Origin of the sequence: Microbispora sp. CL1-1 (assembly GCF_012034195.1) — a bacterium.
Lineage (GTDB): Bacteria > Actinomycetota > Actinomycetes > Streptosporangiales > Streptosporangiaceae > Microbispora.
Genome location: NZ_JAATEK010000051.1, coordinates 1 through 23,513 on the forward strand (window position 1 = coordinate 1; position 23,513 = coordinate 23,513).

The 23,513-nt window shown below is 71.8% G+C and carries 25 protein-coding genes; 13 read left to right on the plus strand and 12 right to left on the minus strand.

Features of this window, described 5'->3' with window-relative positions:
• From HCK04_RS35570 to HCK04_RS35605, 8 genes are all read right to left on the minus strand, one after another.
• Positions 1-390 (minus strand): hypothetical protein (locus tag HCK04_RS35570; protein WP_168066532.1); only part of this gene is annotated, 390 nt, incomplete at its 3' end.
• A 1,139-nt stretch (positions 391-1,529) separates the two neighbouring features.
• Positions 1,530-2,669, minus strand: a complete 1,140-nt coding sequence (locus HCK04_RS35575) for a cysteine--tRNA ligase (protein ID WP_142651743.1) — start codon at positions 2,667-2,669, stop codon at positions 1,530-1,532.
• Between the two features lie 153 nt (positions 2,670-2,822).
• Positions 2,823-4,688 (minus strand): sigma factor-like helix-turn-helix DNA-binding protein, encoded by a 1,866-nt coding sequence (locus HCK04_RS35580; RefSeq protein ID WP_142651744.1) that lies wholly within the window; start codon positions 4,686-4,688, stop codon positions 2,823-2,825.
• 55 nt (positions 4,689-4,743) lie between these two features.
• Positions 4,744-6,804, minus strand: coding sequence for a UvrD-helicase domain-containing protein (locus HCK04_RS35585; protein ID WP_142651745.1), 2,061 nt, complete (start codon positions 6,802-6,804; stop codon positions 4,744-4,746).
• Positions 6,805-6,807: 3 nt separating this feature from the next.
• The gene (locus HCK04_RS35590) at positions 6,808-8,490 is read right to left on the minus strand and encodes a hypothetical protein (RefSeq protein ID WP_142651746.1); all 1,683 of its coding nucleotides are present in this window, start codon (positions 8,488-8,490) and stop codon (positions 6,808-6,810) included.
• Positions 8,491-8,537: 47 nt separating this feature from the next.
• The gene (locus HCK04_RS35595; protein ID WP_142651747.1) at positions 8,538-9,314 is read right to left on the minus strand and encodes a class I SAM-dependent methyltransferase; all 777 of its coding nucleotides are present in this window, start codon (positions 9,312-9,314) and stop codon (positions 8,538-8,540) included.
• Positions 9,315-9,450: 136 nt separating this feature from the next.
• Positions 9,451-10,548 (minus strand): ABC transporter substrate-binding protein, encoded by a 1,098-nt coding sequence (locus tag HCK04_RS35600; protein WP_260617526.1) that lies wholly within the window; start codon positions 10,546-10,548, stop codon positions 9,451-9,453.
• Between the two features lie 86 nt (positions 10,549-10,634).
• A complete protein-coding gene (locus HCK04_RS35605) occupies positions 10,635-10,862 on the minus strand; it encodes a hypothetical protein (protein WP_142651749.1) in 228 nt (75 codons plus the stop codon).
• A 97-nt stretch (positions 10,863-10,959) separates the two neighbouring features.
• Between HCK04_RS35605 and fdxA the strand changes: the two genes are divergently transcribed.
• From fdxA to HCK04_RS35640, 7 genes are all read left to right on the plus strand, one after another.
• Positions 10,960-11,286 carry a ferredoxin gene (gene fdxA, locus HCK04_RS35610; protein WP_030507471.1) on the plus strand — a complete coding sequence of 109 codons (327 nt, stop codon included), beginning with the start codon at positions 10,960-10,962 and terminating at the stop codon, positions 11,284-11,286.
• A 71-nt stretch (positions 11,287-11,357) separates the two neighbouring features.
• Positions 11,358-12,437, plus strand: coding sequence for a succinyldiaminopimelate transaminase (gene dapC, locus HCK04_RS35615; protein ID WP_142651750.1), 1,080 nt, complete (start codon positions 11,358-11,360; stop codon positions 12,435-12,437).
• A gap of 11 nt (positions 12,438-12,448) precedes the next feature.
• Positions 12,449-13,096, plus strand: a complete 648-nt coding sequence (locus tag HCK04_RS35620) for a DUF4178 domain-containing protein (protein WP_142651751.1) — start codon at positions 12,449-12,451, stop codon at positions 13,094-13,096.
• Between the two features lie 48 nt (positions 13,097-13,144).
• On the plus strand, positions 13,145-13,918 hold the full coding sequence (locus HCK04_RS35625) for a hypothetical protein (protein WP_142651752.1): 774 nt from the start codon (positions 13,145-13,147) through the stop codon (positions 13,916-13,918).
• Positions 13,919-13,942: 24 nt separating this feature from the next.
• Positions 13,943-14,998: a succinyl-diaminopimelate desuccinylase gene (gene dapE, locus HCK04_RS35630; protein ID WP_142651753.1), complete on the plus strand. Its 1,056-nt coding sequence runs from the start codon at positions 13,943-13,945 to the stop codon at positions 14,996-14,998.
• 241 nt (positions 14,999-15,239) lie between these two features.
• On the plus strand, positions 15,240-15,986 hold the full coding sequence (locus HCK04_RS35635) for a TIGR00730 family Rossman fold protein (RefSeq protein WP_142651754.1): 747 nt from the start codon (positions 15,240-15,242) through the stop codon (positions 15,984-15,986).
• 9 nt (positions 15,987-15,995) lie between these two features.
• Positions 15,996-16,574 carry a TIGR00730 family Rossman fold protein gene (locus HCK04_RS35640; RefSeq protein WP_142651755.1) on the plus strand — a complete coding sequence of 193 codons (579 nt, stop codon included), beginning with the start codon at positions 15,996-15,998 and terminating at the stop codon, positions 16,572-16,574.
• 10 nt (positions 16,575-16,584) lie between these two features.
• Here HCK04_RS35640 and HCK04_RS35645 read toward each other — a convergent pair whose 3' ends face one another.
• Complete coding sequence (locus tag HCK04_RS35645) at positions 16,585-16,857, minus strand: hypothetical protein (protein WP_142651756.1); 273 nt, start codon at positions 16,855-16,857, stop codon at positions 16,585-16,587.
• Between the two features lie 43 nt (positions 16,858-16,900).
• On the opposite strand from HCK04_RS35645, the gene HCK04_RS35650 reads away from it, so the two are divergent.
• On the plus strand, positions 16,901-17,338 hold the full coding sequence (locus HCK04_RS35650; protein ID WP_142651757.1) for a hypothetical protein: 438 nt from the start codon (positions 16,901-16,903) through the stop codon (positions 17,336-17,338).
• Positions 17,332-17,916, plus strand: a complete 585-nt coding sequence (locus HCK04_RS35655) for a DNA-3-methyladenine glycosylase I (protein WP_142651758.1) — start codon at positions 17,332-17,334, stop codon at positions 17,914-17,916. The genes HCK04_RS35650 and HCK04_RS35655 overlap by 7 nt, the downstream gene beginning before the upstream one ends.
• A 50-nt stretch (positions 17,917-17,966) precedes the next feature.
• Here the strand turns inward: HCK04_RS35655 and HCK04_RS35660 are convergent, their stop codons facing one another.
• Positions 17,967-18,761, minus strand: coding sequence for an enoyl-CoA hydratase-related protein (locus tag HCK04_RS35660; RefSeq protein WP_142651759.1), 795 nt, complete (start codon positions 18,759-18,761; stop codon positions 17,967-17,969).
• Positions 18,748-19,521 (minus strand): PaaX family transcriptional regulator C-terminal domain-containing protein, encoded by a 774-nt coding sequence (locus HCK04_RS35665; protein ID WP_142651760.1) that lies wholly within the window; start codon positions 19,519-19,521, stop codon positions 18,748-18,750. Before HCK04_RS35665 ends, HCK04_RS35660 begins: the two co-directional genes overlap by 14 nt.
• Before the next feature lie 180 nt (positions 19,522-19,701).
• Between HCK04_RS35665 and HCK04_RS35670 the strand changes: the two genes are divergently transcribed.
• Positions 19,702-19,869, plus strand: a complete 168-nt coding sequence (locus HCK04_RS35670) for a DUF3117 domain-containing protein (RefSeq protein ID WP_076433904.1) — start codon at positions 19,702-19,704, stop codon at positions 19,867-19,869.
• 79 nt (positions 19,870-19,948) lie between these two features.
• Positions 19,949-21,385 carry a leucyl aminopeptidase gene (locus HCK04_RS35675; protein WP_142651761.1) on the plus strand — a complete coding sequence of 479 codons (1,437 nt, stop codon included), beginning with the start codon at positions 19,949-19,951 and terminating at the stop codon, positions 21,383-21,385.
• Between the two features lie 39 nt (positions 21,386-21,424).
• On the opposite strand, the gene HCK04_RS35680 is transcribed toward HCK04_RS35675, so the two are convergent.
• Positions 21,425-22,054: an O-methyltransferase gene (locus HCK04_RS35680; protein ID WP_142651762.1), complete on the minus strand. Its 630-nt coding sequence runs from the start codon at positions 22,052-22,054 to the stop codon at positions 21,425-21,427.
• Positions 22,055-22,239: 185 nt separating this feature from the next.
• On the opposite strand from HCK04_RS35680, the gene sigE reads away from it, so the two are divergent.
• Together sigE and HCK04_RS35690 are read left to right on the plus strand one after the other, a co-directional pair.
• The gene (sigE, locus tag HCK04_RS35685) at positions 22,240-22,848 is read left to right on the plus strand and encodes an RNA polymerase sigma factor SigE (protein WP_142651787.1); all 609 of its coding nucleotides are present in this window, start codon (positions 22,240-22,242) and stop codon (positions 22,846-22,848) included.
• The gene (locus HCK04_RS35690) at positions 22,845-23,408 is read left to right on the plus strand and encodes a zf-HC2 domain-containing protein (protein WP_142651763.1); all 564 of its coding nucleotides are present in this window, start codon (positions 22,845-22,847) and stop codon (positions 23,406-23,408) included. The genes sigE and HCK04_RS35690 overlap by 4 nt, the downstream gene beginning before the upstream one ends.
• Positions 23,409-23,513 lie beyond the last annotated feature (105 nt).

Here is a 23,513-nt window from a genome sequence, read left to right on the forward strand (position 1 = left end):
GACCCCGACCACGACCACGGCCACGATCACGACCGCCCACACCATCGGAAGCACCCCCACCCGCACCCGCACCAGCACTCGGGCCGGCCGCGCCAGGGTCATTCGCGCCAGTGCCGTTTGTGCCAGCAGCGTCCGCGCCGTCGGCAGCCCCCTGCGCGCCATTCGCGCCAGAGCCATTCGCACCGGCGGCAGCCGCGCCATCGGCAGCCTCACGGGCGGCACCCGCGTCAGATCCCGCGCTGTCGGCGGCGCAACGCGCGGCATTCGTGCCAGCGGCATCCGCTCCAGCGCCGTCCACGCCAGCAGCAGCCGCACGATCGGCAGCTCCACTCGCGGCATTTGCGCCAGCGCCGTTCGTGCCGGCGGCATTCGCATCGACGGCAGCTCCACGCGTGGCATCCGCGCCGTCGCTATCTGCCCTGTCGGTATGCGTGCCTGGGGCGTCCGCGCCCGGGGCGTCCACGCTCTCGACAACGGGTGCGTCGGCGCGCTGCCGGGGCCCGAAGTTGATGATCGGGAAGGGCTCGCGGGCGGACGAGCCGTCGGACGACCACAGCGGCGAATTGGCGATCAGACGATCCCACCAGCCGTCGTCAGGGCCATTCGAGTGGTGAGGGCGCTCAGGATCGAAGTCGAACAGATCCATCACACCCTCCTCACTTGATTCGAACTGATGTATGGATTCTCTCACACTCTGTGAGCGAGTGACAACTGTGCGAAGCGAGTGGTTGGAGCCTCAGGTAAACCCCAGAAGGGCGTGCCAGTCGCTGGAGGGGTTGCCCAGAAGGCAGCGAAGGGGGCCGTTCGGAAAGCGCGAAAGGCGCTGCCGGGAAAGTGGCGATGGGGCTGCTCGGAAAGCGGCGACAGGGCTGCTCCACAAGGCGGCATCGGCGCGCAGGACGCGGCCGAGCTGGACGGCATGGTCGGCGATCACGCCCTGAATGGGATCACCGGCGCGGATCCTGTCGGTGCCGGCGACGTACGCGGCGCAGGAACCGAGGCGCAGGAGCCGAGGTGTGGCGGCGGGGGCGGCGGGGTGTGGCAGCGCAGTGTGTTGGTGCGGAGCACGGTGGCGCAATGGGCGGTGGCGTGGCGGGCGAACTCGCGGGCAAGCAGCCGACGGCCTGAGGCTCAACCGATGCGGCCCAGCCGGATGTGGACTGGCCTGTAACGCGCGAAATCTGTGCCAGAACAAGGCTTCAGGACCCGCCGACAGCCTGACGCGCGCTGGCTGTCAGTCGGCCGTCAGTTTTCCGGAACGGGGCCCGTTCACGTGGGGAGGCGCTGGTCATGGCGGGCGTTGGGGTGGTGCTGGAAGGGGGCCCGTTCACGAGGAGAAACGCCGTCCATGGCGAACGTCAGGGCGGTGCCGGTGGAAGGGGGGGCTGTTCGTGTGGGGAGGCGCTGGTCGTGGCGGGTGTTGGGGTGGTGCTGGTGGAAGGGGGCCCGTTCACGAGGAGAAACGCCGTCCATGGCGAACGCCAGGGCGCGACCGCGGAACAGGGCCCGTTCGCACAGGAGAACGCTCGTCAGATGCGGCCGATGTCGGCGGGCAGGTCGAGGGCGAGCACGTGGTCGAAATGGAGGAAGGTCTCGAACTTGGACCCGGGCTCGATCGACTCGTCGGCCTCCAGTTCGCGCAGGAGGCGTAGCGCCGCAGGAGTGTCGAGGTCGTCGTCCAATGCCTGCTGGACGCGCTCGGCGTGGGCGCCGTTGATCGGGCGGCTCGGTGACTCCGCCCATTCGGCCACCCGACGCCGAAGCCGCCGCAGCTCCTCGTCGGCGGCGCGCAGGGCGTCCCAGGTGAGGTCGACCGGCCGCCGATAGTGGTGCTCCAGCAGGGCCAGCCGTACGGCGAGGGGATCGAGACCTGCGGCGATGACCCCGGAGAGCGGCACGACGTCGCCGGTGCCGGCTGGGCGGCCCTCGAACAGCAGGTGTCCGGAGTGCGCCCAGTGGACGGCGGCCTCCTGGCCTGTGGCGGCGTTCGACTGGGCCCGTGCCCTCTCGTGGTGGGGGAAGCACAGGTCGGCGCGGCCCACGTACAGGTCGAAGCGAGGGCCGAGGAACCGCAGGGGCGTGGCCGAGCACTCCAGGTCGTGGCCGGGGAGCCCACGGCCCCAGGGCCCGTTCCAGACCGGTCCGGCGTCGTCGCCGGCCGAACCCTGCGGCGGTTCCTGCGCCGGCTCCCAGAGAGGCCAGTCGGACGCCGAGCCCGGCTTTCCGGAGATCTCGCCGTACGTGGGGAAGGACGCCGCGTCGAAGAACACGGCCCCCTCCGGGGTGGCGTACGCGTGGCCGCGCTCGATGAGCCGCCCGATGAGCTCGATCACCAGGCCCATGGTCTCGCTGGTCCTGGGGGAGTGCTCGGGAGCGCGCATGTTGAGCGCGAGCGCGTCGGCGTCGAAGGACGCGCTCTCGCTGTCACGGTCGCCGTTGACACCGCGACCGCCGTTCCTGCGGGCGAGGTCGGAGACGCTGCGGCAGGCGAGCACCCGCAACCCGGCGCGTTCGGCGACGCGGCGGACGAGGTCGGCGAGCAGGGCGGGGCGCAGGTCGGCGAGGCCGGAGGGCTCGTGTGCGGTGCAGGTGTACATCCGCAGGATTCGCGAACCGGCCGGGGCGACGGGCACGACCTGCCGGGTCAGGGTGTCGTGGAGCCGCAACATGCTCCGAGCCTACGTGCTGCCACCGACATCCCCGCCCGGCCCTTGAACCGGCCCGGCCCTTGAACCGGCCCGGCCCTTGAACCGCTGAACCGCCCCTGAACCGGTCCGGCCCTGAGCACCCGCTCCGGTCTCGGACCCCGACGGAAGCCGGAATCAGGTGAGGAAGGTCAGGATGTCGCGGTCGCCGCGGTCGCGCAGGCGGTCGAGGACCTCCTCGCGACCTGCCCCCTCGGGCAGGCCGATGCGGGCGCCGATGAGCCGCAGGCCCTCGGCTTCCGACGCCACCGGGGCGGTGTAGCCGATCAGGTGCAGCGCATGGTTGATGGCGGGCAGCCCGGCCACCGCCGCGGGCAGGAAGCGCGTCAGCAGCTCGCCGCCGTCGGAGACGGTGAGGAAGACGTGGTCGCCCTCGGAGGCGTTGTATTCGGCGAGAACGTTCCTGATCGAGCCGATGGTCGGCTGGTTGTGCCAGCTGATCACCACCTCGCCGGACGCGGTGGAGGCGGTGAGCTGCCCCCCGGGCGCCATGCCGAGGTGGGCGGCGAAGCCGGTCGGCAGCGGGGAGCCCGAGCCGCGCAGGTGCTCGGCGTTCACGTCGACGCGGTGCCACCAGCGGCCGTCCCTGCTGCGGAAGCAGCGGCGGGTCATCGACACGTCCCGGCGCGGCTGGTAGGCCTCGGCCTGCTCGGGGACGGCCACCCTGATGTAGCCGCGCTGGGTCCGCTCGAACCCGGGCCCTCCGGCGTACGCCCTGATGGAGCTCTCGCTGACGTCGTAGCGGGAGGTCAGGTTGTCCACGACCGTGCTCACGGACGCCTCGCCGCCCGCGCGCTCGATCTCCCGGATGATCATCTCCCGGATGCCGAGGTATTCGTCGCCGCCCCAGCGCCGCAGGCCGTACTTGCTGCGGTCGAGCCGGATGAACCGCTCGTCGGAGGCGAGCTGGTTGCGGATGCCGACGAGGCTGTAGTCCTCGCCGATGCGCGACTGGATGTCCTCGGGGGTGAGCGGGGCGTGGGCGACGGCCAGCACGGCCTCCGCCTTGTCGCCCATGCTGCGCGGCCAGAGGACGACGTGGCCGTCCATGACCCGAAGCTGCGGCACCGACGCCAGCCAGCGCTCGGCGACGTCCTCCCGGATGCCGAGCTGGGCGACGAGGGTGACCGCCTCCTCCAGCGGCCGGGGGCCGTCGGCGAACAGCTGCCGGGTCTTCTCCCTGAGCTCGTCGGCGCCGCCCGCGATCATCCAGCCGTCCACCTGCTCATAGCCGGTCAGGAGCGTACGGACGAACCGCCAGGCGGGGATGGCGAGCGTGATCAGCTCGGTGCGGTGCCACGGCACGGCGGCGGCGAGGTCGTCGGCGGGTACGGCCGAGCCCAGCCGGGTCCGCAGCCAGGCGAGGTGGGCGTTCAGCGGCGCGGCGGACGGGCCGTTCAGCCACTCCATCACGTGGTCGCGCAGGTCGCGCTCGATCTGCCGGATGCGCTCGCGGGTGACCGAGAAGCGCTGGGCCAGCTCGTCCAGCGTGGCCCGCTGGGCCTGGCCCGGGTGCTGCGAGGCGTCGAAGTAGAGCCGGTCGCGGGCGATGGCCCGCTGGCGGTCGTCCAGCCGGGCGAAGATCCCGTCGATGATCTCGGGCATCGGCCGCTCGGGGAGGGCCGGCGGAACGGCCGCCCCGGCCGGTTCGCTCGCGGGCTCCGTGGCGAGCAGCTTGTCGATCACGTCGACGTACAGCTCGTGGACGTTCTCCCGGGGGCCGGGCGTCTGCAGGCTCTCCTCGGGGTGCGTGAACCTGAGCAGCGGGAGGATGTCGCCGAGAACCAGGTGCGCCCAGCACGCGGTGGTGAGGTCGGCGAGCCGGGAGGCGACCTGGCCGGTTCCCACCGCCGCGCAGGCCCGGTCGAGAGGGAGCGCCTGCCACCACGCGTCGGGAAGACCGGGGTCGCTCGCGATCGGCTCTACCTGGCTGGGCGCGGTCCAGCGCAGCGGAGGCACGATGTCGCTAAGGCTGAGGTTCATGCAGGTCCAACCGGCAAGGGGAATATATCCGCAGTTCAGACTAGGGGATCGGACGTCAGGCCGGGATGAATGGACTGGCGCGCCCCGAATAGGACACGTAGAGGACTTCCCCCGCCCGCGTACATGCCACGTAGAGCAGCCCCCGTTCGCGTTGCAGATCGTGCGCCCGGGCCGTCGGGTCCTCGTCGGCCGGGGTCAGCGCGTCCGGCGCCGGCACGATTCCGTCAGCCACGCCTATCACGGCCACCCGACGGAATTCCAGCCCTTTCATTCCATGGAGAGAGGTGACCTTGACCGTGATGCCCGCTTCGCGTAGTGCGGTGCGCGCGGTACGCACGAGGTCCGAGGTACGCGCGGCCACCGCTATCTGGGCGGTCGGCACACCCTCTTCCAGCCATTCGGCCACGGTGGAGACGAGCCCGGCGATCTCCGCCTCCGCGTCCACGTATCCGCGCACCATCGGGCGCAGGCCGTTGTCCAGCGCGCGATAGCCGTACATCGCGGCATTGCCCGCGACGAGCCCGTCGGCGGGGCCACCGCCGCGCAGGCGCACTCCCCACGACAGGATCTCGGCCGGCAGCCGGTGGGAGATCTTCAGACGGAAGTGGCGGGCGGGGATGCCGAGGTCCGTCAGCGCCACCCGCGTGTCGAACATGCGCTGGTGCGGATCTCCCACGATGAACAGGTCGTTCGGGGCGACGGGGACCGCCGCCCGCAGCAGCCGCCACTGGGCCGGGTGCAGGTCCTGCGCCTCGTCCACCACGATGTGCCGGTACGGCTCCCGCCCCGGCGCCTCGTCGCCGAGCAGGTCGCCCACGGCCCGCCCGAGCAGGCCCGCCGCCTCCGAGGCGAGCTGGAGAAGGGTCCGCCGCCCGGACTCGCGCAGGCGCCGTACGACGTGCTGGACGGCCTCCCACACCAGCGTCCTGGCCTCGGGGTCGAGCCGCACGCCACGGCCCGGCCTGCGCGCGGCCTGATACTCCTCCAGCGTCCGCAGGTCCTGCGCGAGGATCACCTGCTCCCACTCGCGCAGCAGGAACGCGCTGCCGAAGCGTCCGGCGGCCGCCTCCTGCCACAGCTCGGACAGATCGTCGGAGGAGACGAGGGCGGGTGCGCGGCCCTCCGCCTCGGCGACGATGCGGTGCGCGAGCCTGTCGACGTTGCCCACCTCGACGCGCTTGCGGACCACCTCGTCGTCGATGATCATGTCGAGCCGCGCGGACAGCTCGGTCGCGAGGCTCTGGGAGAACGTCACCAGCAGCACCGGGCCGGTGGCCGCCCGGGCGAGCAGGGCCGCCCGGTGCAGCGCGATGACCGTCTTCCCGGTGCCCGCGCCTCCGGTGATCAGCACCGGCTGCTCGTACGCCGGCCAGTTGGCGTACGTGTGCTGCGGCGGATAAAGGAACGTGCACCAGCCGGGCAGCGTGAGGACGCGTTCGAGCTCGGCCGCGTCGGCGACGAACACGGCCCGGTCGGGGCTGCGCCGCAGCGCCGCGAGGAGGTCCTCGGGGTCGATCTCGTCGGCGGCGCGGGAACGGCAGGCGTCCAGCTCGCGCCAGGCCGCCGCGAGCGAGTCGCCGCGGGCGAGCGCCGCGAGCGGCGCGTACTGGCTGTACGGAAGCAGGGGCTCCACGGCCGCGAGATGCGACTCCGACGTCATCAGCCGCAGCAGCGGCAGCAGGTGGGCGTCGACGCCGATGTTGAGCAGGTCGGCGTCGCACCAGTTCTCGAACAGCGGCCGGCCGCCGCTCGCCGACGCGCGGCGCAGGGCCGGCTCGATCCGCTCCAGGGCCTCGGCGTCCCAGGTCTCCACGATCCCGATGGCCGTGTTGACCCCGAACCTGTAGCGCTGCGCGTACGACCACGCCTCGGCGTCCGGCAGCACGGTGAGCAGCCAGTAGACGTCGTCCTGCCGCACGACCACCCCCCGGTGGCGGTCGGCGAGCCGCAGCGTGGCGACGCGGGGATCACGGCTGTTGCGCACCTTCTCGGGGTGCGGCGCGGCGGACGCGTTCAGCAGGAACCGGCGCATCGCGACGGCGACGTCCTGGCGGACCGGCCGGGTGAGCGCGCCGAGCCCGCGCAGGAACTCCGGGGAGATGGCGAGCCGGGGCATCGGCTATCCCAGCAGGGACAGCAGGTCGCGGTCCCCGCGTTCGCGCAGCCGCGCGAGGAGCTCGGGCCGCCCGACGGGCGCGGAGAGGCCGACGCGGGTGGCGATCACCCGCGCCGCCTGGTCGGGCGTGCCGCTCGGCGCGGTGTAGCCCACCAGGCGCAGCGCGCGGCTCGTCTCGTCGCCGCCCTCGGCCGCCGGCAGGTGCCGTACGCGCAGCATGCCCTCCTCGGACAGGGTCAGGAAGATGTGGCTGCCCTCCTCGGCCGCGACCTCGCCGAGAATCCGCCGGAGGGAGCCCAGGACCGGCCGGGCGTGCCAGGAGAGGCCGACCTCCCCGGCCGCGCTGCGCACCATGCGGTCCTCGCCCGGCGCGAGACCGACGTACGCCGCGAACCCGCTCGGCAGCGGCACCTCGGCGCCCTGGAGGTGGTCGGCGGTGACGTCGACCCTGAGCCACCACCTGCCGTCCGGCTGCCGGAAGCACCGCCGGGTCAGCGCGACGTCCTTCAGCCCGCCCTGCTGACCACCCTGCTGACCACCCTGTTGACCACCGTGCTGCCCGCCCGGCTGCCGGTCGGGGTCGATCTGGGACGCCTTCTGGGCGCGCAGTTGCGGCACGCTCTCCAGCCACTGCCTGGCGACGTCGGGACGGATGCCGAGAGAGCCGATCATCTCCAGCGCCCGGGGGACGGTCGGGGGGCGCTCGGCCGAGGCGATCAGGCTGCGCGTCCGCTCCCGCAGGTCCTCGATGTCGCCGTCCACGAGCCAGTCGCCGGAGAGGCGATATCCGGGGAGCGTGGCGAGCACGAACCGCCAGGCGGGCACCTCCAGCGAGCGCAGTTCGCGTTCGTGCCACTCGGCCGCCGCGACGAAGCGGTCCTTCGGGACCGCGGTGCCGAAGGTCTCGGTGAGCCGGGTCAGATGCTCGTTGTACGGCTTCGCCTCCGGCAGCGCGAGCCAGCGGGACAGCCGGTCGCGCAGGGCCGCTTCGAGGTCGTGGATGACGGTGGGATGGACGGCGAGCAGCCTGGCCAGTTGGTCGGGGTCGGACGGCTCGTCGGCGAAGACCCGGTTCTGCGCCACCATCCAGGTCTGGTCGTCCAGGTCGCCGAACGCCGCGTCGATCAGTTCGGGGATCTCCGAGACCGGCTCTTCCGGTGGAACCTCCACCAGTTCCGGAACAGACTCGGGAACAGGTTCCGGAACAGACTCGGGGACAGGCGCGGCGGCCGGCTCGGGGACCGGCTCGGGGACCGGCGCCTCTTCCGGGGACATCCGTAAGAACACGGCGGTGAACAGCGCGGTCAGCACGGGGCGGGCCTTGACGAACGGCTGGTCGGCCAGCTCCCTGCCGGACAGCGCGAGCAGGCCGTGCCACGACCCTGCCCGGTCGAGCGCGATCGCGACCTGGGGGTCGTCGGCCTCGTCGGGGTCGAGCACGTGCAGCGCGGGCAGCACGTCGCCGACGGCCGCCGCCGGCCAGTGGTCGAGCGCGAGCCCGGTGAGCAGGTCGCCCAGCGCCTCGGCGTCCAGGACGGCGAGCACCCGGTGCAGGGGAAGCGTGCGCCACCAGGCGTCCGGCAGGCCGGGCCGGTCGGCAAGGGCCGTGATGCGGGCAGCGTCACTCCAGCGCAGCGGTGGCACAAGGTCACTCAGGCAGAAGTTCATCCGTTCCCCATCACTCACGAAGACCAGTCCATAGTCTGGCAAACCGCTCCGTCGCGGAGGAGAGGTCAGTGGCGTTCTGCGGCGAAACGGAGGCGGACGTAGTCGGCCATCCAGCCGGTCTCCCGGCGGAGCGCGGGGGCGGCCAGCTCGTTGACCCGGTGCAGCAGCGGCTCCACGGCCGCCGGGGGGACCCGGTCGAGCAGCGAGCCGGCGAACATCCTGACCCAGTCGGCCGCGCCGTTCGGGCACTCGTCGAGCGGGGTGGGGCGGTCGAAATACTCCAGCAGCCGGACGGTGAACCCGCCCTTCTCCAGCCGGAGGGCATACTCGGCGGGGCTGGGGAAATACCACGGCAGCTCGGGCTCGGGCAGGCCGTACTCCCGCCAGGCGGTGAGCACGGCGGAGGTGAGGGTCGCGCAGTTGCCCGCGCCGCCCATCTCGGCGACGAACCGGCCGCCCGGCCGCAGCGCCTCCCGCACGCAGCCGATCACCGCATCGGGGTCGCGGCTCATCCAGTGGAGCGCGGCGTTCGAGAAGACCGCGTCGTACGGCTGGGCGACGGTGAAGTCGTATCCCTCGCCCACCGTGAAGTCGAGTCCGGGATGGTGCGCGATGGCCTGCTCGATCATCGAGTGGGAGCCGTCGATGCCCAGCACGTGGGCGCCGCGCCTGGCGATGTCGGCGGTGAGCACGCCGGTGCCGCACCCGAGGTCCAGCACGCGCTCACCGGGGCGCGGGTCGAGCAGTTCCACCAGTGGCGCGCCCTGAGCCGAGACGTAGCCGAAGGAGCTGTCGTAGGCGCGAGCGTTCCACCGGCTGAGACTGGGGGTTTCGTACCTCAAGATCGGCTCGCATTCTGACACGTGGTGCCCTGTGTCGGGATTGCCGCAATCTCATGCCGACTTGTGAGACTGCTGAGATAACGACACACTTTACGGCTTCCGTCGCGTCTGCGAGATCGGGAGGCGATCGGCGGGCTCAGCCGACCATCTTGGCCCAGTGCTCGGCCACGTACGACTTGGCCTTGTCCTGCTCGGGGATGCTCAGGATCACCGGCTCGCCGGACGCCTTCGGCAGCCTGGCGGCGGCGTCTCCGTCCAGCGCGTCGCGCATCTCCATGGCCTCCATCCGGGCGGGCCGCGCGTACGCCTTGAGGAACAGGTTCTGGCCCTCGTCGGACAGCAGGAACTCCTCCCACAGCCGGGCGGCGGCGGGGTGCGGCGCGTCGGCGCTGATCGCCTGCATGTAGTAGGAGGCGAGCACCTCGTTCTTCGGGATCGTCACCCGCCAGGCCGACTCGCCGCGGCCGGAGGCGGTCCGCGCCGCGTTCATGAAGTCCCAGTCGACCACCGCCGACGCCTGGTCGGGCCGGCCGAGCAGGCCGCCCTTCTTCAGCCGCGCGAACAGGTCCACGCCCCGTGCGGCGTCCGGCAGCCCGTGGCCGAGCGAGGCGGCCATCACGGCGCTGAACGCCGAGGCCATCGTGCGCGGGTCGCCCGGCAGCGCCACGATCGTCCCCGGCCTGACCAGCGCGCCGTACGACGCGGGGGCGGGGACCTTCTTCGAGTCGTAGCCGATCGACATGTATCCGCCGTAGGCGGCGAACCAGCGGCCCCGCTGCTCCTTGGCCTCGTCGGGGATGTCCGCCCAGCCGGTCACGCGGTAGGGGGCGAAGAGCTTGGCGTTGGCGACCGCGACCTCCAGGCTGAGGTCGAAGACGTCCGGCGCCTGCGTGGTGCCCTTCAGCCGGGCCGCGGTGTCGATCTCCTGCTTGCTGCTCGCCTCCGGCACGATCGAGGTCACCTTGATGCCGTACTTGTCGGAGAAGCGGGCGATGATCTCCTTGTAGCCGACCCAGCCGCCCGGCAGGCCCACGACCGTGAGCGCGCCCTCCTTCTTGGCCGCGTCGACGAGCCTGTCCATGGTGCCGAACCCGGACTCGAGGCTGTCGGCGCGGGGGTTCAGGGGAGGCAGCGGCTTGTCCGAGGAGGACGACGTCGGCTTCGAGCACGCGGAGACCGCGAACAGGAGGAGGGCGGCCGAGGAGATCGTCACGGCGCAGGCACGTATCGTCACGTCGCGTATGCTCCCCACGCGGCGGCGGCCGTTCGCCACGGCACGCTGGGGCATTACCGAGTCGGCCCCCGGATCAGGCCAGGGGATTACCGGGCGGGCGGCGGCACGACCTTGGCCGCGGCCAGGGTGTCCTCGGCGATCTCCACGAGGCTTCCGTCCCGTTTGCGTATGGTGAGCACCCCGTCGCGCCAGGATTCCAACACGCCGACGGCGTCCCGGTGCCCACCGGGCACCCTGCGCCGTGTCGTCACCCTTTTGCCCACGTCGGCGGGGCTGATGGCGACCACGAGACGGGCTCCGAGCCGAGGGGCCACGACGTTTGCCCCCCTCCTGTTCCGGCTAGTCGGCAGGCACCGCAATACTAGGGCTAGCAACCCGCGGTCGAGCCGTGCAACCCAGAAGGAGCCCGAGGTGACGTACGTCATCGCGCAGCCTTGCGTGGACGTCCTGGACAAGGCGTGCATCGAGGAGTGCCCCGTCGATTGCATCTACGAGGGCGAACGCATGCTCTACATCCACCCCGACGAGTGCGTGGACTGCGGTGCGTGCGAGCCGGTGTGCCCCGTAGAGGCGATCTTCTACGAGGACGACCTTCCCGAGCAGTGGAAGGACTTCTACAAGGCCAACGTCGATTTCTTCGAGGAGCTGGGCTCGCCCGGCGGCGCCTCGAAGGTCGGCAAGATCAACAAGGACCACCCGCTCGTCGCGGCGCTCCCGCCGCAGGGCGAGGACCACTGAGCGACCACCGACCGGCACGGCGCCCGACCGGCGCCTGACCGGCACGGACCGTGACGACTGGGGGATTCTCTTTGCTTGCCTTGCCGGACTTCCCATGGGATCGGCTCGTGCCCTATCAGGACCTGGCGCGGGCGCATCCCGGCGGGATCGTCGACCTGTCGGTCGGCACGCCCGTCGACCCGGTTCCCCCGGTCGCCCGTGAGGCGCTCGCCGCCGCCGCCGACAGCCCCGGCTATCCCCTGACGTACGGCACGCCGCGGCTGCGTGAGGCGGCCGCGGGCTGGCTGCGGCGGCGGCACGGCGTCACGATCGATCCCGCCGACGTGCTGCCGACCATCGGCTCCAAGGAACTGGTGGCCTGGCTGCCGACGCTGCTCGGCGTGCGGCCCGGCGAGCGCGTGGTCTTCCCCGAGCTCGCCTATCCCACGTACGACGTGGGCGCGCGGCTGGCCGGGGCCGAGCCGTACGCGACCGACGGGCTCCTCTCACTGGGCCCCGAGCGGGTGCCCCTCGTCTGGGTGAACTCGCCGTCCAACCCCACCGGGCGCGTCCTGCCCGCCGAGCACCTGCGCAAGGTCGTCGCGTGGGCGCGCGAGCGCGGCGCGATCGTCGCGTCCGACGAGTGCTACATCGAGCTGGGCTGGGAGGCGCACCCGGTCTCCGTCCTCCACCCGGACGTGTGCGAGGGCTCTCACGAGAACCTGCTCGCGGTCCACTCCCTGTCGAAGCGGTCGAACTTCGCCGGATACCGCGCGGGCTTCGTCGCCGGCGACCCCCGGCTCGTACGGCGGCTGCTGGAGGTGCGCAAGCACGCCGGCATGATGATGCCCGCCCCGGTCCAGGCCGCGACGGCGGCCGTGCTCGACGACGACGCGCACGCCGACGAGCAGCGGGAGCGGTACGCCCGGCGCAGGGCGGTGCTGCGGCCCGCGCTGGAGCGGGCAGGCTGGCGGATCGAGCACTCGACCGCCGGGCTCTACCTGTGGGCCACCAACGGCACCGGCTGCTGGGACCAGGTGCGCGCGCTGGCCGAGCTGGGCATCCTCGTCGCGCCGGGCGAGTTCTACGGCGAGGCCGGGCGTGAACACGTCCGCATCGCCATCACCGCCACCGACGAGCGCGTCGATGCGGCGGTGAGCCGCCTCCAGTAGGATCGCGCGCCATGACGACAGCGATCGTGATCGTGCTTGGCCTCGCCACGGTCGTCGTCGTGCTGGGCGCGGTCGTGGGCGCGGTCGCCGCGACCCGGCGCGCACGCACGCGCGAGCCGGTGCGCACGCCGGCCGCCGATCCGGGAGAGGCGCAGGCGCACGACCCCGCGGCCGAACCGGACTTCTTCGACCCTCGCACGATCCGGGTGGGCGACACCGTCTATGTGGAGGCCGCCCGTTATCGGGCCGCCGGGGCCCTGCACTGCACGATGCAGGGCGAGAAGTGGACGGAGTATCTGCTCGACGAGGGCGCCCGGCGCTACAACTGGCTGTCGGTCGAGGAACGGCCGGGCACGGAGGGCGAGTCCCTCCACCTGGAGGTCCTGTTATGGACCGACGTGCCGACCCAGGGGATGGTGCCGGCCAGGCACATGCTCATCGTGGACGGCCTGGAGTTCTATCCCGTCGAGCGCGGCACGGCCGCCTTCCGCTCCGAGGGCAACACGGGGCTGCCCGAGCGCGGCCTGCTCGACTTCGCCGACTATCGGACGGGCGACGGCCGCCTGCTGTCGTTCCAGCGTGTGCAGGGCGGCCAGTGGGAGGCGTCCTACGCCCGGCCGCTGACCCCGGGATCGATTCGCGTGGATCGGCTTCCCTGATCATCCGGGTAGGTTCTGCTTGTGGAACGGCGCCTTACCAAACCTGTCGTGACCGTCGTGGTCATCGTGGCCCTGCTGGGTGCGGCCATCTTCTATGGCGCCTATCACCTGCTGAAGCGGACAAAGCCGTTCGCTCTGGGCGAACACTGCATGGTCAAGACCCCTGACGGCACGCTCGACCTCGACATCGAGCAGGCCCAGGTGGCCGCGACCATCGCCGCCGTCGCGGTGCGGCGCAGGCTGCCCGAGCGCGCCCTCCAGATCGCCTACGTCACGGCGATCCAGGAGTCCAAGCTGGCCAATCTGCCGTACGGCGACCGCGACTCGGTGGGCGTCTTCCAGCAGCGGCCCTCGATGGGCTGGGGGACGCGCGAGCAGCTGCAGGACCCGGTCTACGCCGCGCGCAAGTTCTTCGCCGCCCTGGAGAAGGTGCGGCACTACACGACCCTGCCGCTGCACGAGGCGGCACAGGCCGTGCAGCGCTCCGCCGACGGCTCGGCCTACGCCGAGCACGAGTACAACGCCAGGATCCTCTCGGCGGCGTTCAGCGGGCGCGTGCCCCAGGCCGTGCACTGCTGGTATCCGCCGTCCGACAAGCCGGTCACGCCGCAGCCCGAGGCCGCGCGCAAGCAGCTCGTGCGCGCCCTCGGCACGGACTCCTCGACCAAGCGCGGCTGGCTGATCGCCGCCTGGTATGTCACCTACGCCCAGAAGTACGGCCTGCGCCAGGTGCGCTACGAGGGCGTCACCTGGACGGCCGAGAGCGGGCACGACGGCTGGCGCAAGGCCACCAAGCCCGTCGCCACGGTCCAGATCGCGTGAACCGGTGGATTAGGGTCGGGTGACATGCGGCTTGACCTTTCCCAGGATGTGGGCGCGCTGACGGCGCGACTGGTGGACATCGAATCGGTGAGCGGCGCGGAGAAGGCGCTGGCCGACGCCATCGAGGAGGCGCTCGCTCCGCTGCCCCACCTGACCGTGCTGCGTGACGGCGACGCGGTGGTGGCGCGGACCGATCTCGGCCGGGCCGAGCGCGTGGTGATCGCCGGGCACATCGACACGGTGCCGGTGGCAGGCAACCTGCCCAGCAGGGTCGAAGACGGCGTGCTGTACGGCTGCGGGACGTCCGACATGAAGAGCGGCGTGGCAGTCCAGCTCAAGCTCTGCCTGCTGGCCGAGCCGAACCGCGACCTGACCTTCGTCTTCTACGACTGCGAGGAGGTCGAGGCCGAGCGCAGCGGCCTGCTGCGGCTCACCCGCACCCATCCCGAGTGGATCACGGGTGACTTCGCGGTCGTGATGGAGCCGACCGACGGGCTGATCGAGGGCGGCTGCCAGGGCACGCTGCGGGCCGAGATCACGGTGAAGGGCGTGCGCGCGCACAGCGCCCGGTCGTGGGAGGGCGTCAACGCCATCCACGACGTCGCGCCGGTGCTGGACATCCTCCGCCGATACGAGGCGCGGCAGCCGGTGGTGGACGGCCTGCGGTTCCACGAGGGCCTCAACGCGGTGGGCATACGCGGTGGGGTGGCCGGCAACGTCATCCCGGACGAGTGCGTGGTGACCGTGAACTACCGCTTCGCCCCCGACCGCACGCTGGAGGAGGCGTTCGCCCACGTCCAGGAGGTCTTCGACGGCTTCGACGTGCGGCTCACCGACGGAGCGCCGGGCGCACGGCCGGGGCTGACCCACCCCGTCGCCGCGGCGTTCGCCGCCGCGATCGGCGGCACGCCCCGGGCCAAGCTCGGCTGGACCGACGTCGCGCGTTTTTCCGCCCTCGGGATGCCCGCCGTCAACTGCGGCCCCGGCAACCCCGATATCGCCCACACGGCGGGGGAGAACGTGAGCCTCGCCAAGATCGTCGAGAGCGAGCGCCGCATGACATCCTGGCTGACCGAATAGGTAAGCCGCAGGTAGAGCCCGCAGATAGAAGAAAGTGGCTTTCCTCGCCGGCCATTTGGCGGGGAAAGCCACTTTCGTCCCGAGCAGCACCCTCGTTTCTTAGACGGGGCCTCGGCGACGACCGGTTCCATCCTTCCGAGGATCTTTTTCAAGATTCTTCCGGTGCGATTTGGAACGCGGGGCGCCGGGGCAGCCCGTGCGTCCAGCACCATGTCCGACCCCGACCGTTAGCGTGACCGTCATGAAGCACACCCGTCCCGAACGCCGGCAGGGCCCGTCGCTGGTCCGCGGCGGACTCGTCCCCGATTCGACCCACGACCAGCGCCTGCTCGACCGACGCGGCCCGACCGGCTGGCTGCACGAGGACCCCTGGCGCGTGCTGCGCATCCAGTCCGAGTTCGTCGAGGGTTTCGGCGCCCTCGCCGACCTTCCCCCGGCGGTGACCGTCTTCGGATCGGCCCGCACCGGTCCCGACAGCCCCGAGTACGAACTCGGCGTGAAGGTCGGCTCGGCGCTCGCCAAGGCGGGCTACGCGGTGATCACCGGTGGCGGCCCCGGGGTGATGGAGGCGGCGAACAAGGGCGCGCTCGAAGCCGGCGGCATCTCGGTCGGCCTCGGCATCGAGCTGCCGCACGAGCAGCGTCTCAACGACTACGTGGATCTCGGCATCGAGTTCCGCTACTTCTTCGTGCGCAAGACGATGTTCGTCAAGTACGCCAGCGGGTTCGTGGCCCTGCCCGGCGGGTTCGGCACGCTCGACGAGCTGTTCGAGGCGCTGACCCTGGTGCAGACGCGGAAGGTCACGTCGTTCCCGGTGATCATGATGGGCGTCTCGTTCTGGTCGCCGCTGATCGACTGGATCCGCGACTCGCTGCTGGCCACCGGCAAGATCTCGCCGCAGGACGTGGAGCTGGTCTCGGTCACCGACGACCCCGACGAGGCCGTGCGCATCATCGTGGAGTCGGACCGGCGCGCCGGCACTCAGTAGGGTTGCGACGTGTTCGTCTGCGTTTACTGCTCGTCCAGCCAGAAGATCGACCGCAAATACCTCGACCTCGCCCGGGAGGTGGGCACCGAACTGGCCCGCCGCGGCCACGGTCTCGTGAGCGGCGGCGCCATCGTCTCCTGCATGGGCGAGGTCGCCCGGGCCGTCCGCGACGGCGGCGGCCACACGGTCGGGGTGATCCCCCAGGCCCTCGTCGACATCGAGATCGCCGACACCGACTCGGGCGAGCTGATCGTCACCGCCGACATGCGCGAGCGCAAGGGGATCATGGACGCCAGGTCCGACGCGTTCCTCGTGCTCCCGGGCGGCATCGGCACCCTGGAGGAGCTCTTCGAGATCTGGACCTCCCGGGTGCTCGGCATGCACGAGCGGCCGCTGGTCGTCCTCGACCCGTGGGGTCTGTACGGCCCGCTGCGCGACCTGATCGACCGCATGTACGAGCAGGGCTTCACCCGGCCGAACGTGTTCGACGCGATCTCGTGGGCGACCACGGTCGAGGAGGCGCTCGACCTGCTGGAGCGGCCCGCCCTCCACCTCAGCCCCACCGGCGAGGAGCTCGGCGAGAGCTAGAAGCGCTCCGTCAGGCCAGGCCGCGGCGGGTCAGGGCGGGGGGCCGGCGGCCCAGCAGGGCCTCGGTCATGTCGAGGGCCTGCCGCACGTCGTGGGACGTCCGGAAGACGGCCGCCCCCGCCCAGGCGTACGCGGCGGCGGCCGCGATGGCCTCGGTCTCGTCGCCGGGGAGCGTCACCACGACGGTGTGCCCCGCCCGGGCCAGCGCGGACACCTCCGGCAGCGAGGCGGCCTCGACCCAGGCGGGCTCGATCTCGTCGTCGGGCCCGATCACGCGCGTCATGCTTCCATGCTCGCACGCAAAAGAGTTGTGGCACGATTCGTATGTGCTGGTCGTACTCGTCATCGCCGGACTCGCCGTGATCGCCTGCGTGGTCATGGTCTCGCTGGGACACGGCGGCGAGATGGCGGAGTTCCCCCCGGACGTGCCGCCTCTCGAACTGCCGGCGGCCGGCCAGGTGACTCCCGCCGATCTGATCGCGCTCCGGCTCCCGATCGGTCTCGTGGGCTACAGCACCCAGGCGGTGGACGAGACGCTGCACCGCGTCTCGGTCGCCCTCGGGGAGCGCGACACCCGCATCGCGGTGCTGGAGCAGCGCGTGGCCGAGTTATCGTACGCACGGCCGCAGACCCGCGAGGAGACGACGCGGCTCGAAACGACGCGGCCCGAGACGACGCAGCCAGAGACACAGCGGTTCGAGACGCAGGAGCCCGAGGCGGCCGACGTCCGGGCCGAGCGCGTCGACGCGGAAGAGGCATGGTGACGGCACACGACGACGGGCTGGTCCGCTGCGGGTGGGCGGGCACCACACCCGACTACGTCGCCTACCACGACGACGAGTGGGGCCGTCCCGTCCATGGAGACGACCGCGTCTTCGAGCGGATCACCCTGGAGGCGTTCCAGTCCGGCCTGTCGTGGCTGACGATCCTGCGCAAGCGCGACAACTTCCGCAAGGCGTTCGCCGGGTTCTCGATCCCGGCGGTGGCGGCCTTCGGCGAGGACGACATGGCGCGCCTGCTCGCCGACGCGGGCATCGTGCGCAACCGCGCCAAGATCGAGGCGGCCGTGGCCAACGCCCGCGCCGCGCTTGAGGTGCCGGGCGGGCTGTCGGCGCTGGTGTGGAAGTACGCCGAGGAGCCCGGCAGGGTCCCCACCACCCTCGCCGACGTCCCCGCCCGCACTCCCGGGTCCACGGCGCTGGCCAAGGACCTCAAGAAGCACGGCTTCCGCTTCGTCGGCCCCACCACGGCGTACGCCCTGATGCAGGCCATCGGCCTGGTCAACGACCACGTCGCCGACTGCCACGTCCGCGAGGCCGTCACCGCCCTGCGCCGTGTTTGATTGCTTCGAAGCGCCTACCGGCCTTCGCTGTGCCGATTGCTTCGAAGCGCCTACCGGCCTTCGAAGGTAGGTCGTTCCTTGTCGAGGAACGCCTTGGTCGCCGCCGCGTGGTCGGCGGTGGCGACGCACTCGTCCTGAAGCTCCGCCTCCCGCTCCAGCGCCTCGGCGAGGGAGGACGACGCCGCGTGGTTCAGCGCCGCCTTGGTCGCGGCGTACGCCCGGGTGGGCCCCTGCGCCAGCCGTACGGCGAGGTCGCGGGCGGCGGACGCCAGCCGGTCGGCAGGCACCACCTGCCCGACCAGGCCGAGCTCCAGCGCCCTGGCCGCGTCGACGACGTCGCCGAGCAGCAGCATCTCCCGGGCGCGGGCGGGGCCGACGAGCCGCTGCAGGGTCCAGGACGCGCCCGAGTCGGGGGCGAGCCCGATCCCGGTGAACGCCATCGAGAACTTCGCGTTCTCGGCCGCCACCCGGAAGTCGCACGCGAACGCCAGCGAGGCGCCCGCCCCCGCGGCCACCCCGTTGACGGCGGCCACGACGGGCTTGCCCATCGTCGCGATGGCCAGCACGACCGGGTTGTAGTGCTCGCGCACGGTGTTCGCCAGACCGAGGCCACGGTCGAGGTTGGCGGCGTGTTCCCGCAGGTCCTGTCCCGCGCAGAAGGCCCGGCCCGCGCCGGTCAGGAGCACGGCCCGCACCGACGCGTCGTCGGCGGCGCGCCGCACGGCCGCGAGCAGGTCGGTCTTCGTCGCGAGGGTCAGCGAGTTCATCGCGTCGGGGCGGTTGAGCGTGATCGTGGCGACGGCTTCGTCGACGTCGTAGGTCACGGTCATGTCAGGCTGCTCCATTCAGTGTGCGGTCCACGAACGCGGCGGCGGCCGGCAGCAGCCGAGTGGCCTCCTGCTCGAAGAAGGTGCGGGCCTTCTCGCCCGGCCAGCCCGGCGGCAGCAGGTCGGCGGGCAGCCCGGGGTCGCGGAACAGGAAGTTGCGCCAGCCGTGCACCAGCCTGCTGCGGACCGCGAAGACCCGGTCGTCCGAGGCGTCCTCCGGCAGCGAGCCCACCAGCTCCGCCGCGCTGGCCAGCCAATCCTCGTACGCGCTGCCGATGCCGTCCAGGTCCCACGCGCGGGCGAGCAGGTCACGCGGGTCGCCCTCGTACACGGCGTCGAACCGGTGGCCGGGAATCCGCAGCGCGTCGAGCTCGGGCGAGGGCCTCGGACCGATCCAGGTCGTCTCCGACAGCGGGGCGTACCCGAGGAAGGCGAGGTCGGCACGCAGCCGCTCGCGCCGGGCCCGGTCCCTGACCGGTTCGAGCACCAGGACGTGCCAGCGGCCGGCCCATGGCGCGTCGCCCCGCCGGTAGACGCGGGCCGCCGTCTCGTCGAGCCGGCGTTCGCACTTCGGCGTGACCGCGTATCCCGGCCCCTGCGGCAGCCGTACGGGGTCGAGCCAGCCCTGTCTGACCATGCGGGATATCGCGGTCCTGACGGCCGGGGCCGCGATGTCGAGCGGCGAGAGCAGCCTCACGAGCGCGGCCACGGAGGCACGGCCGCCACGCGCGAGAAGGTGGTCCCCATAGAGATCGAAAAGCGCGGCTCGGGCGTTCACCCCACCCAGTGTGGGGTCACGTCCGGTCCGTCCACAACGAGTGTCTCACCGCATTGATCCACTGACCGGATCCAGGCCGTTACCTTTTTGAGCTCGGAGGCGGGATAATAGAACATCACAGAAACGTGAATACGCCGGTTACCCTCCGGGGCGGCCGACAACGCGGGAAGGGATACACGCATGGCGGCGATGAAGCCGCGGACCGGTGACGGTCCGCTGGAGGTCACCAAGGAAGGACGGGGCATCGTCATGCGGGTCCCTCTCGAAGGTGGCGGCCGACTCGTCGTGGAGCTGTCCGCGGACGAGGCCAGCGCCCTCGGTGACGCGCTCAAGAAGGTGGTCGGCTGACCTCGTCGGCCGACCCGTTCGATCTACGGCCCTGGCGGCGGGTTGTTCCCGCCCCGGGGCCGACCTATTGGAGGTGGACGTGCCCATCCAGACCACGCCGGTCCTCACCGGTCCTGACGGCGCCGGGCCCGCGCCGGACGCCGACCTGGTGGCCGTGCCGTTCGGACCCGGACCGGACCTCGCCCCGGCGCCCTGGCTGGAGTCTCCCGTGCCGGTCGACGCGCTGCTCGCGCACTACGAGGCCAAGGGAGAGCCGGGCGAGGTCGTGGAGGTGCCCACCCTCAGGGAGGGCGGCGTGCGGCGCGTCCTGCTGTACGGCACCGGCGACGGCTCGGCCGCCGCGCTGCGCAAGGCCGGGGCGGCCCTCGCGAGGCGGGCGAAGGGCCGGGCGTCGCTGTCGGTCGTCGTCCCGCCCAAGGGAGAGACGGCGGCACTGGCGGAGGGCGCGCTGCTCGCGGCGTACACGTTCACCATCGGCAACGGCGGCAAGAAGCCGGTCGGGGAGATCGTCTTCGTCGGCGGGGACGAGCGGGACCTGAAGCGCGGCGAGGCGGTCGCGCGGGCCACCGCGCTCGCCCGCGACCTCGTCAACACCCCGTCGTCGGTCAAGACGCCCGCCTGGCTCGCCGAGCAGGCCAAGGCGATCGCCGCCGAGTCGGGGCTCGGCGTACGCGTGCGGGAGGGGGCCGAGCTCGGCGAGTTCGGCGGCATCCGGGCCGTCGGGCAGGGGTCGGTCAGCCCGCCGTGCCTGGTCGAGCTGTCCTACACGCCGGAGAACCCGCGCGCCCACGTGGTGCTCGCCGGCAAGGGCATCACGTTCGACACCGGCGGCCTGTCCCTGAAGCCCAACGAGGGCATGAAGACGATGAAGACCGACATGGGCGGCGGCGCCGCCGTCATCGCCGCGATGAGCGCGCTCGCCGCCTTCGACGTGCCGGTGCGGGTCACCGGCCTCGTGGCGTGCGCGGAGAACTCCATCTCCGGCTCGGCGCAGCGGCCGGGAGACGTCATCACCCAGTACGGCGGGCGCACGGTAGAGGTGCTGAACACCGACGCGGAGGGTCGTCTCGTGCTGGCCGACGCGCTGGCGTACGCGCACGCGGAGCTCGACCCGGACATCGTGATCGACGTCGCCACGCTGACCGGCGCGGCCAAGGTCGCGCTCGGGACGAGCCTGGGCGCGCTCTACGCCACGGACGAGTCGCTGGCCGCCGACCTGATCGCCGCGGGCGAGGCCGGCGGGGAGCGGCTGTGGCGGATGCCGCTCGTCGAGGACTACCGCACGATGCTCGACTCCGACGTGGCCGACCTGGCCAACGTCGACAGGACGAAGTCGGGCGCGGCGGGGTCGATCGCCGCCGCGCTGTTCCTGCGGGAGTTCACCGGCGGGCGGCCGTGGGCACACCTCGACATCGCGGGGCCCGCGCGGGCCGCCTCCGACGACGGCGAGACCACCAAGGGCGGCACCGGCTTCGGCGTCCGCCTGCTGCTCCGCTACCTCACCGCCACGTCCTGAACGGCCCCTGAACGGCCCCTGAACCCGATGTGAACGGGCTCAGACGAGCTTGACGGCGGCCAGCAGCCCGGAGCCGAGCGGCAGCATCAGGGGCCGCAGCCGCTCGTCGTTCCTGACGAGCTTGCCCAGCTCCCGGAGCGCGACCGTGTCGGGGTCGCGCTGGGTGGGGTCGGCCACCTGGTCGTCGCAGAAGGCGTCGCCGAAGACGACGACCCCGCCCCGGCGCAGCAGCCGCACCGACTCGGTGAGGTAGTCGATGTACTCCTGCTTGGCCGCGTCGCAGAAGACCATGTCGTAGCCGCCGTCGGCGAGGCGGGGAAGGACGTCGAGCGCGCGCCCGCCGATCAGGCGGATGCGGCTGCCGGAGAACCCCGCCTCCGCGAACGTCTGCCGGGCCATGCGCTGATGCTCCGGCTCCACGTCCACGCTCGTGAGCGTGCCGTCCGGGCGCATGCCGCGCAGCAGCCACAGGCCGGAGACCCCGCACCCGGTGCCGACCTCCACCACCGAGCGTGCGTTCACCACGGTGGCGAGGAAGCAGAGCGCCGCTCCGCACCCGGGCAGGATCGGGCGCGCCCCGACCTCGATGCCACGCCGGCGCGCGGTTCGCAGGATGTCGTCCTCCGGGACGAACTCCTCCGCGTACTCCAGGCTGGCCGGTGTCGCCATCGGCCTCTCCCTCCCCTGCTTCATCTTGGACGCAGCCTAGGGGAGTCGGACCGGAACGGGAACTCACGCCACAACGGGGACGTTGCACGCTTTGAACGGTCTTTGTAAGAGACCGCTCAGCCCGCGGTGCGCAGGAAGGGGCGAAACCAGGCACTATGGCTGTAGCGACGATCCTGCAGAGAGGAATGCCGGTGGACGAGCACGACCACCAGGCGGAGACTTCGGTGTCCGGCTGGACGCCTCCCACCTGGGAGGAGGTCGTCCGAACTCATTCCACTCGGGTCTACCGGCTGGCCTATCGGCTGACGGGCAACGTCCACGATGCCGAGGACCTCACTCAGGAAGTCTTCGTCCGGGTCTTCCGGTCCCTGTCGAGCTACACCCCGGGCACGTTCGAGGGGTGGCTGCACCGGATCACGACGAACCTCTTCCTCGACATGGCGCGGCGCAGGCAGCGCATCCGCTTCGAGGGGCTGGCGGACGACGCCGCCGAGCGGCTGCACGGCCGCGAGCCGTCGCCCGCGCAGGCGTACGACGACGCGCATCTGGAGCCCGACATCCAGGCCGCGCTCGACGCCCTGGCGCCGGAGTTCCGGGCGGCCGTGGTGCTGTGCGACATCGAGGGACTGTCCTACGAGGAGATCGCCGCGACGCTCGGCGTGAAACTCGGCACGGTGCGCAGCCGCATCCATCGCGGCCGCGCCCAGCTGCGGGAGGCGCTCGACCACCGGGCGCCCTCCGCGAACCGGAACGGCGATCAAACCCCCCCTTCTATCAGCAGGGAGGGACTGTGAGTCATCTTGGCGAGCGCGTCTCCGCGCTCATCGACGGCGAACTCAGTCACAACGAGCGGGAACGCGCGCTCGCGCACCTGACGTTCTGCGCGGACTGCCGCGCGGAGGTCGACGCGATGCGCGCGCTGAAGACCCGCCTGCGGTCCATGGATCCGCCCGCCATGCCGGCGGACCTCACCATGTCGCTGCTGCGCATGGCGGAGCCCGGAGGGCCGTTGCCGCCGCGGATGCGGCCCTTTCCCGACCATCCGGCCTTCGGCGCCGGGCGGCTTCCCGGCATGCACGCCGCCGGACCCATGGACAACCGGCCCAGGGGCCGGGACGAGGGACGATCGGGACCGGGGCGGTCCGGAAGGGCCAGAAGGGCGGGATACGTCGCCGTGGGAATGGCCGGCGCCGCCGTCGCCCTCGGCACCATGCTCATGGCCGGGGGATCCACGGCCAACCCGAACCCGACACCCGGGCAGATGTTCGTACAGCATCCCGCGCAGAACAAGGCGCCCGTGGTGAGCGTGTCACCCACCCCGTCACCGAGCGTCACCAGGGGTCTTTCGCGCTGATCCGAGGGAACGGCATACGATCGGACACCGCAGCCGTCGTGTGCCGTCTTCCTCGTTACCGCGGCTGCCCAGCGGATGACGCCGTGTGCGAGGAGTGACTGCCGC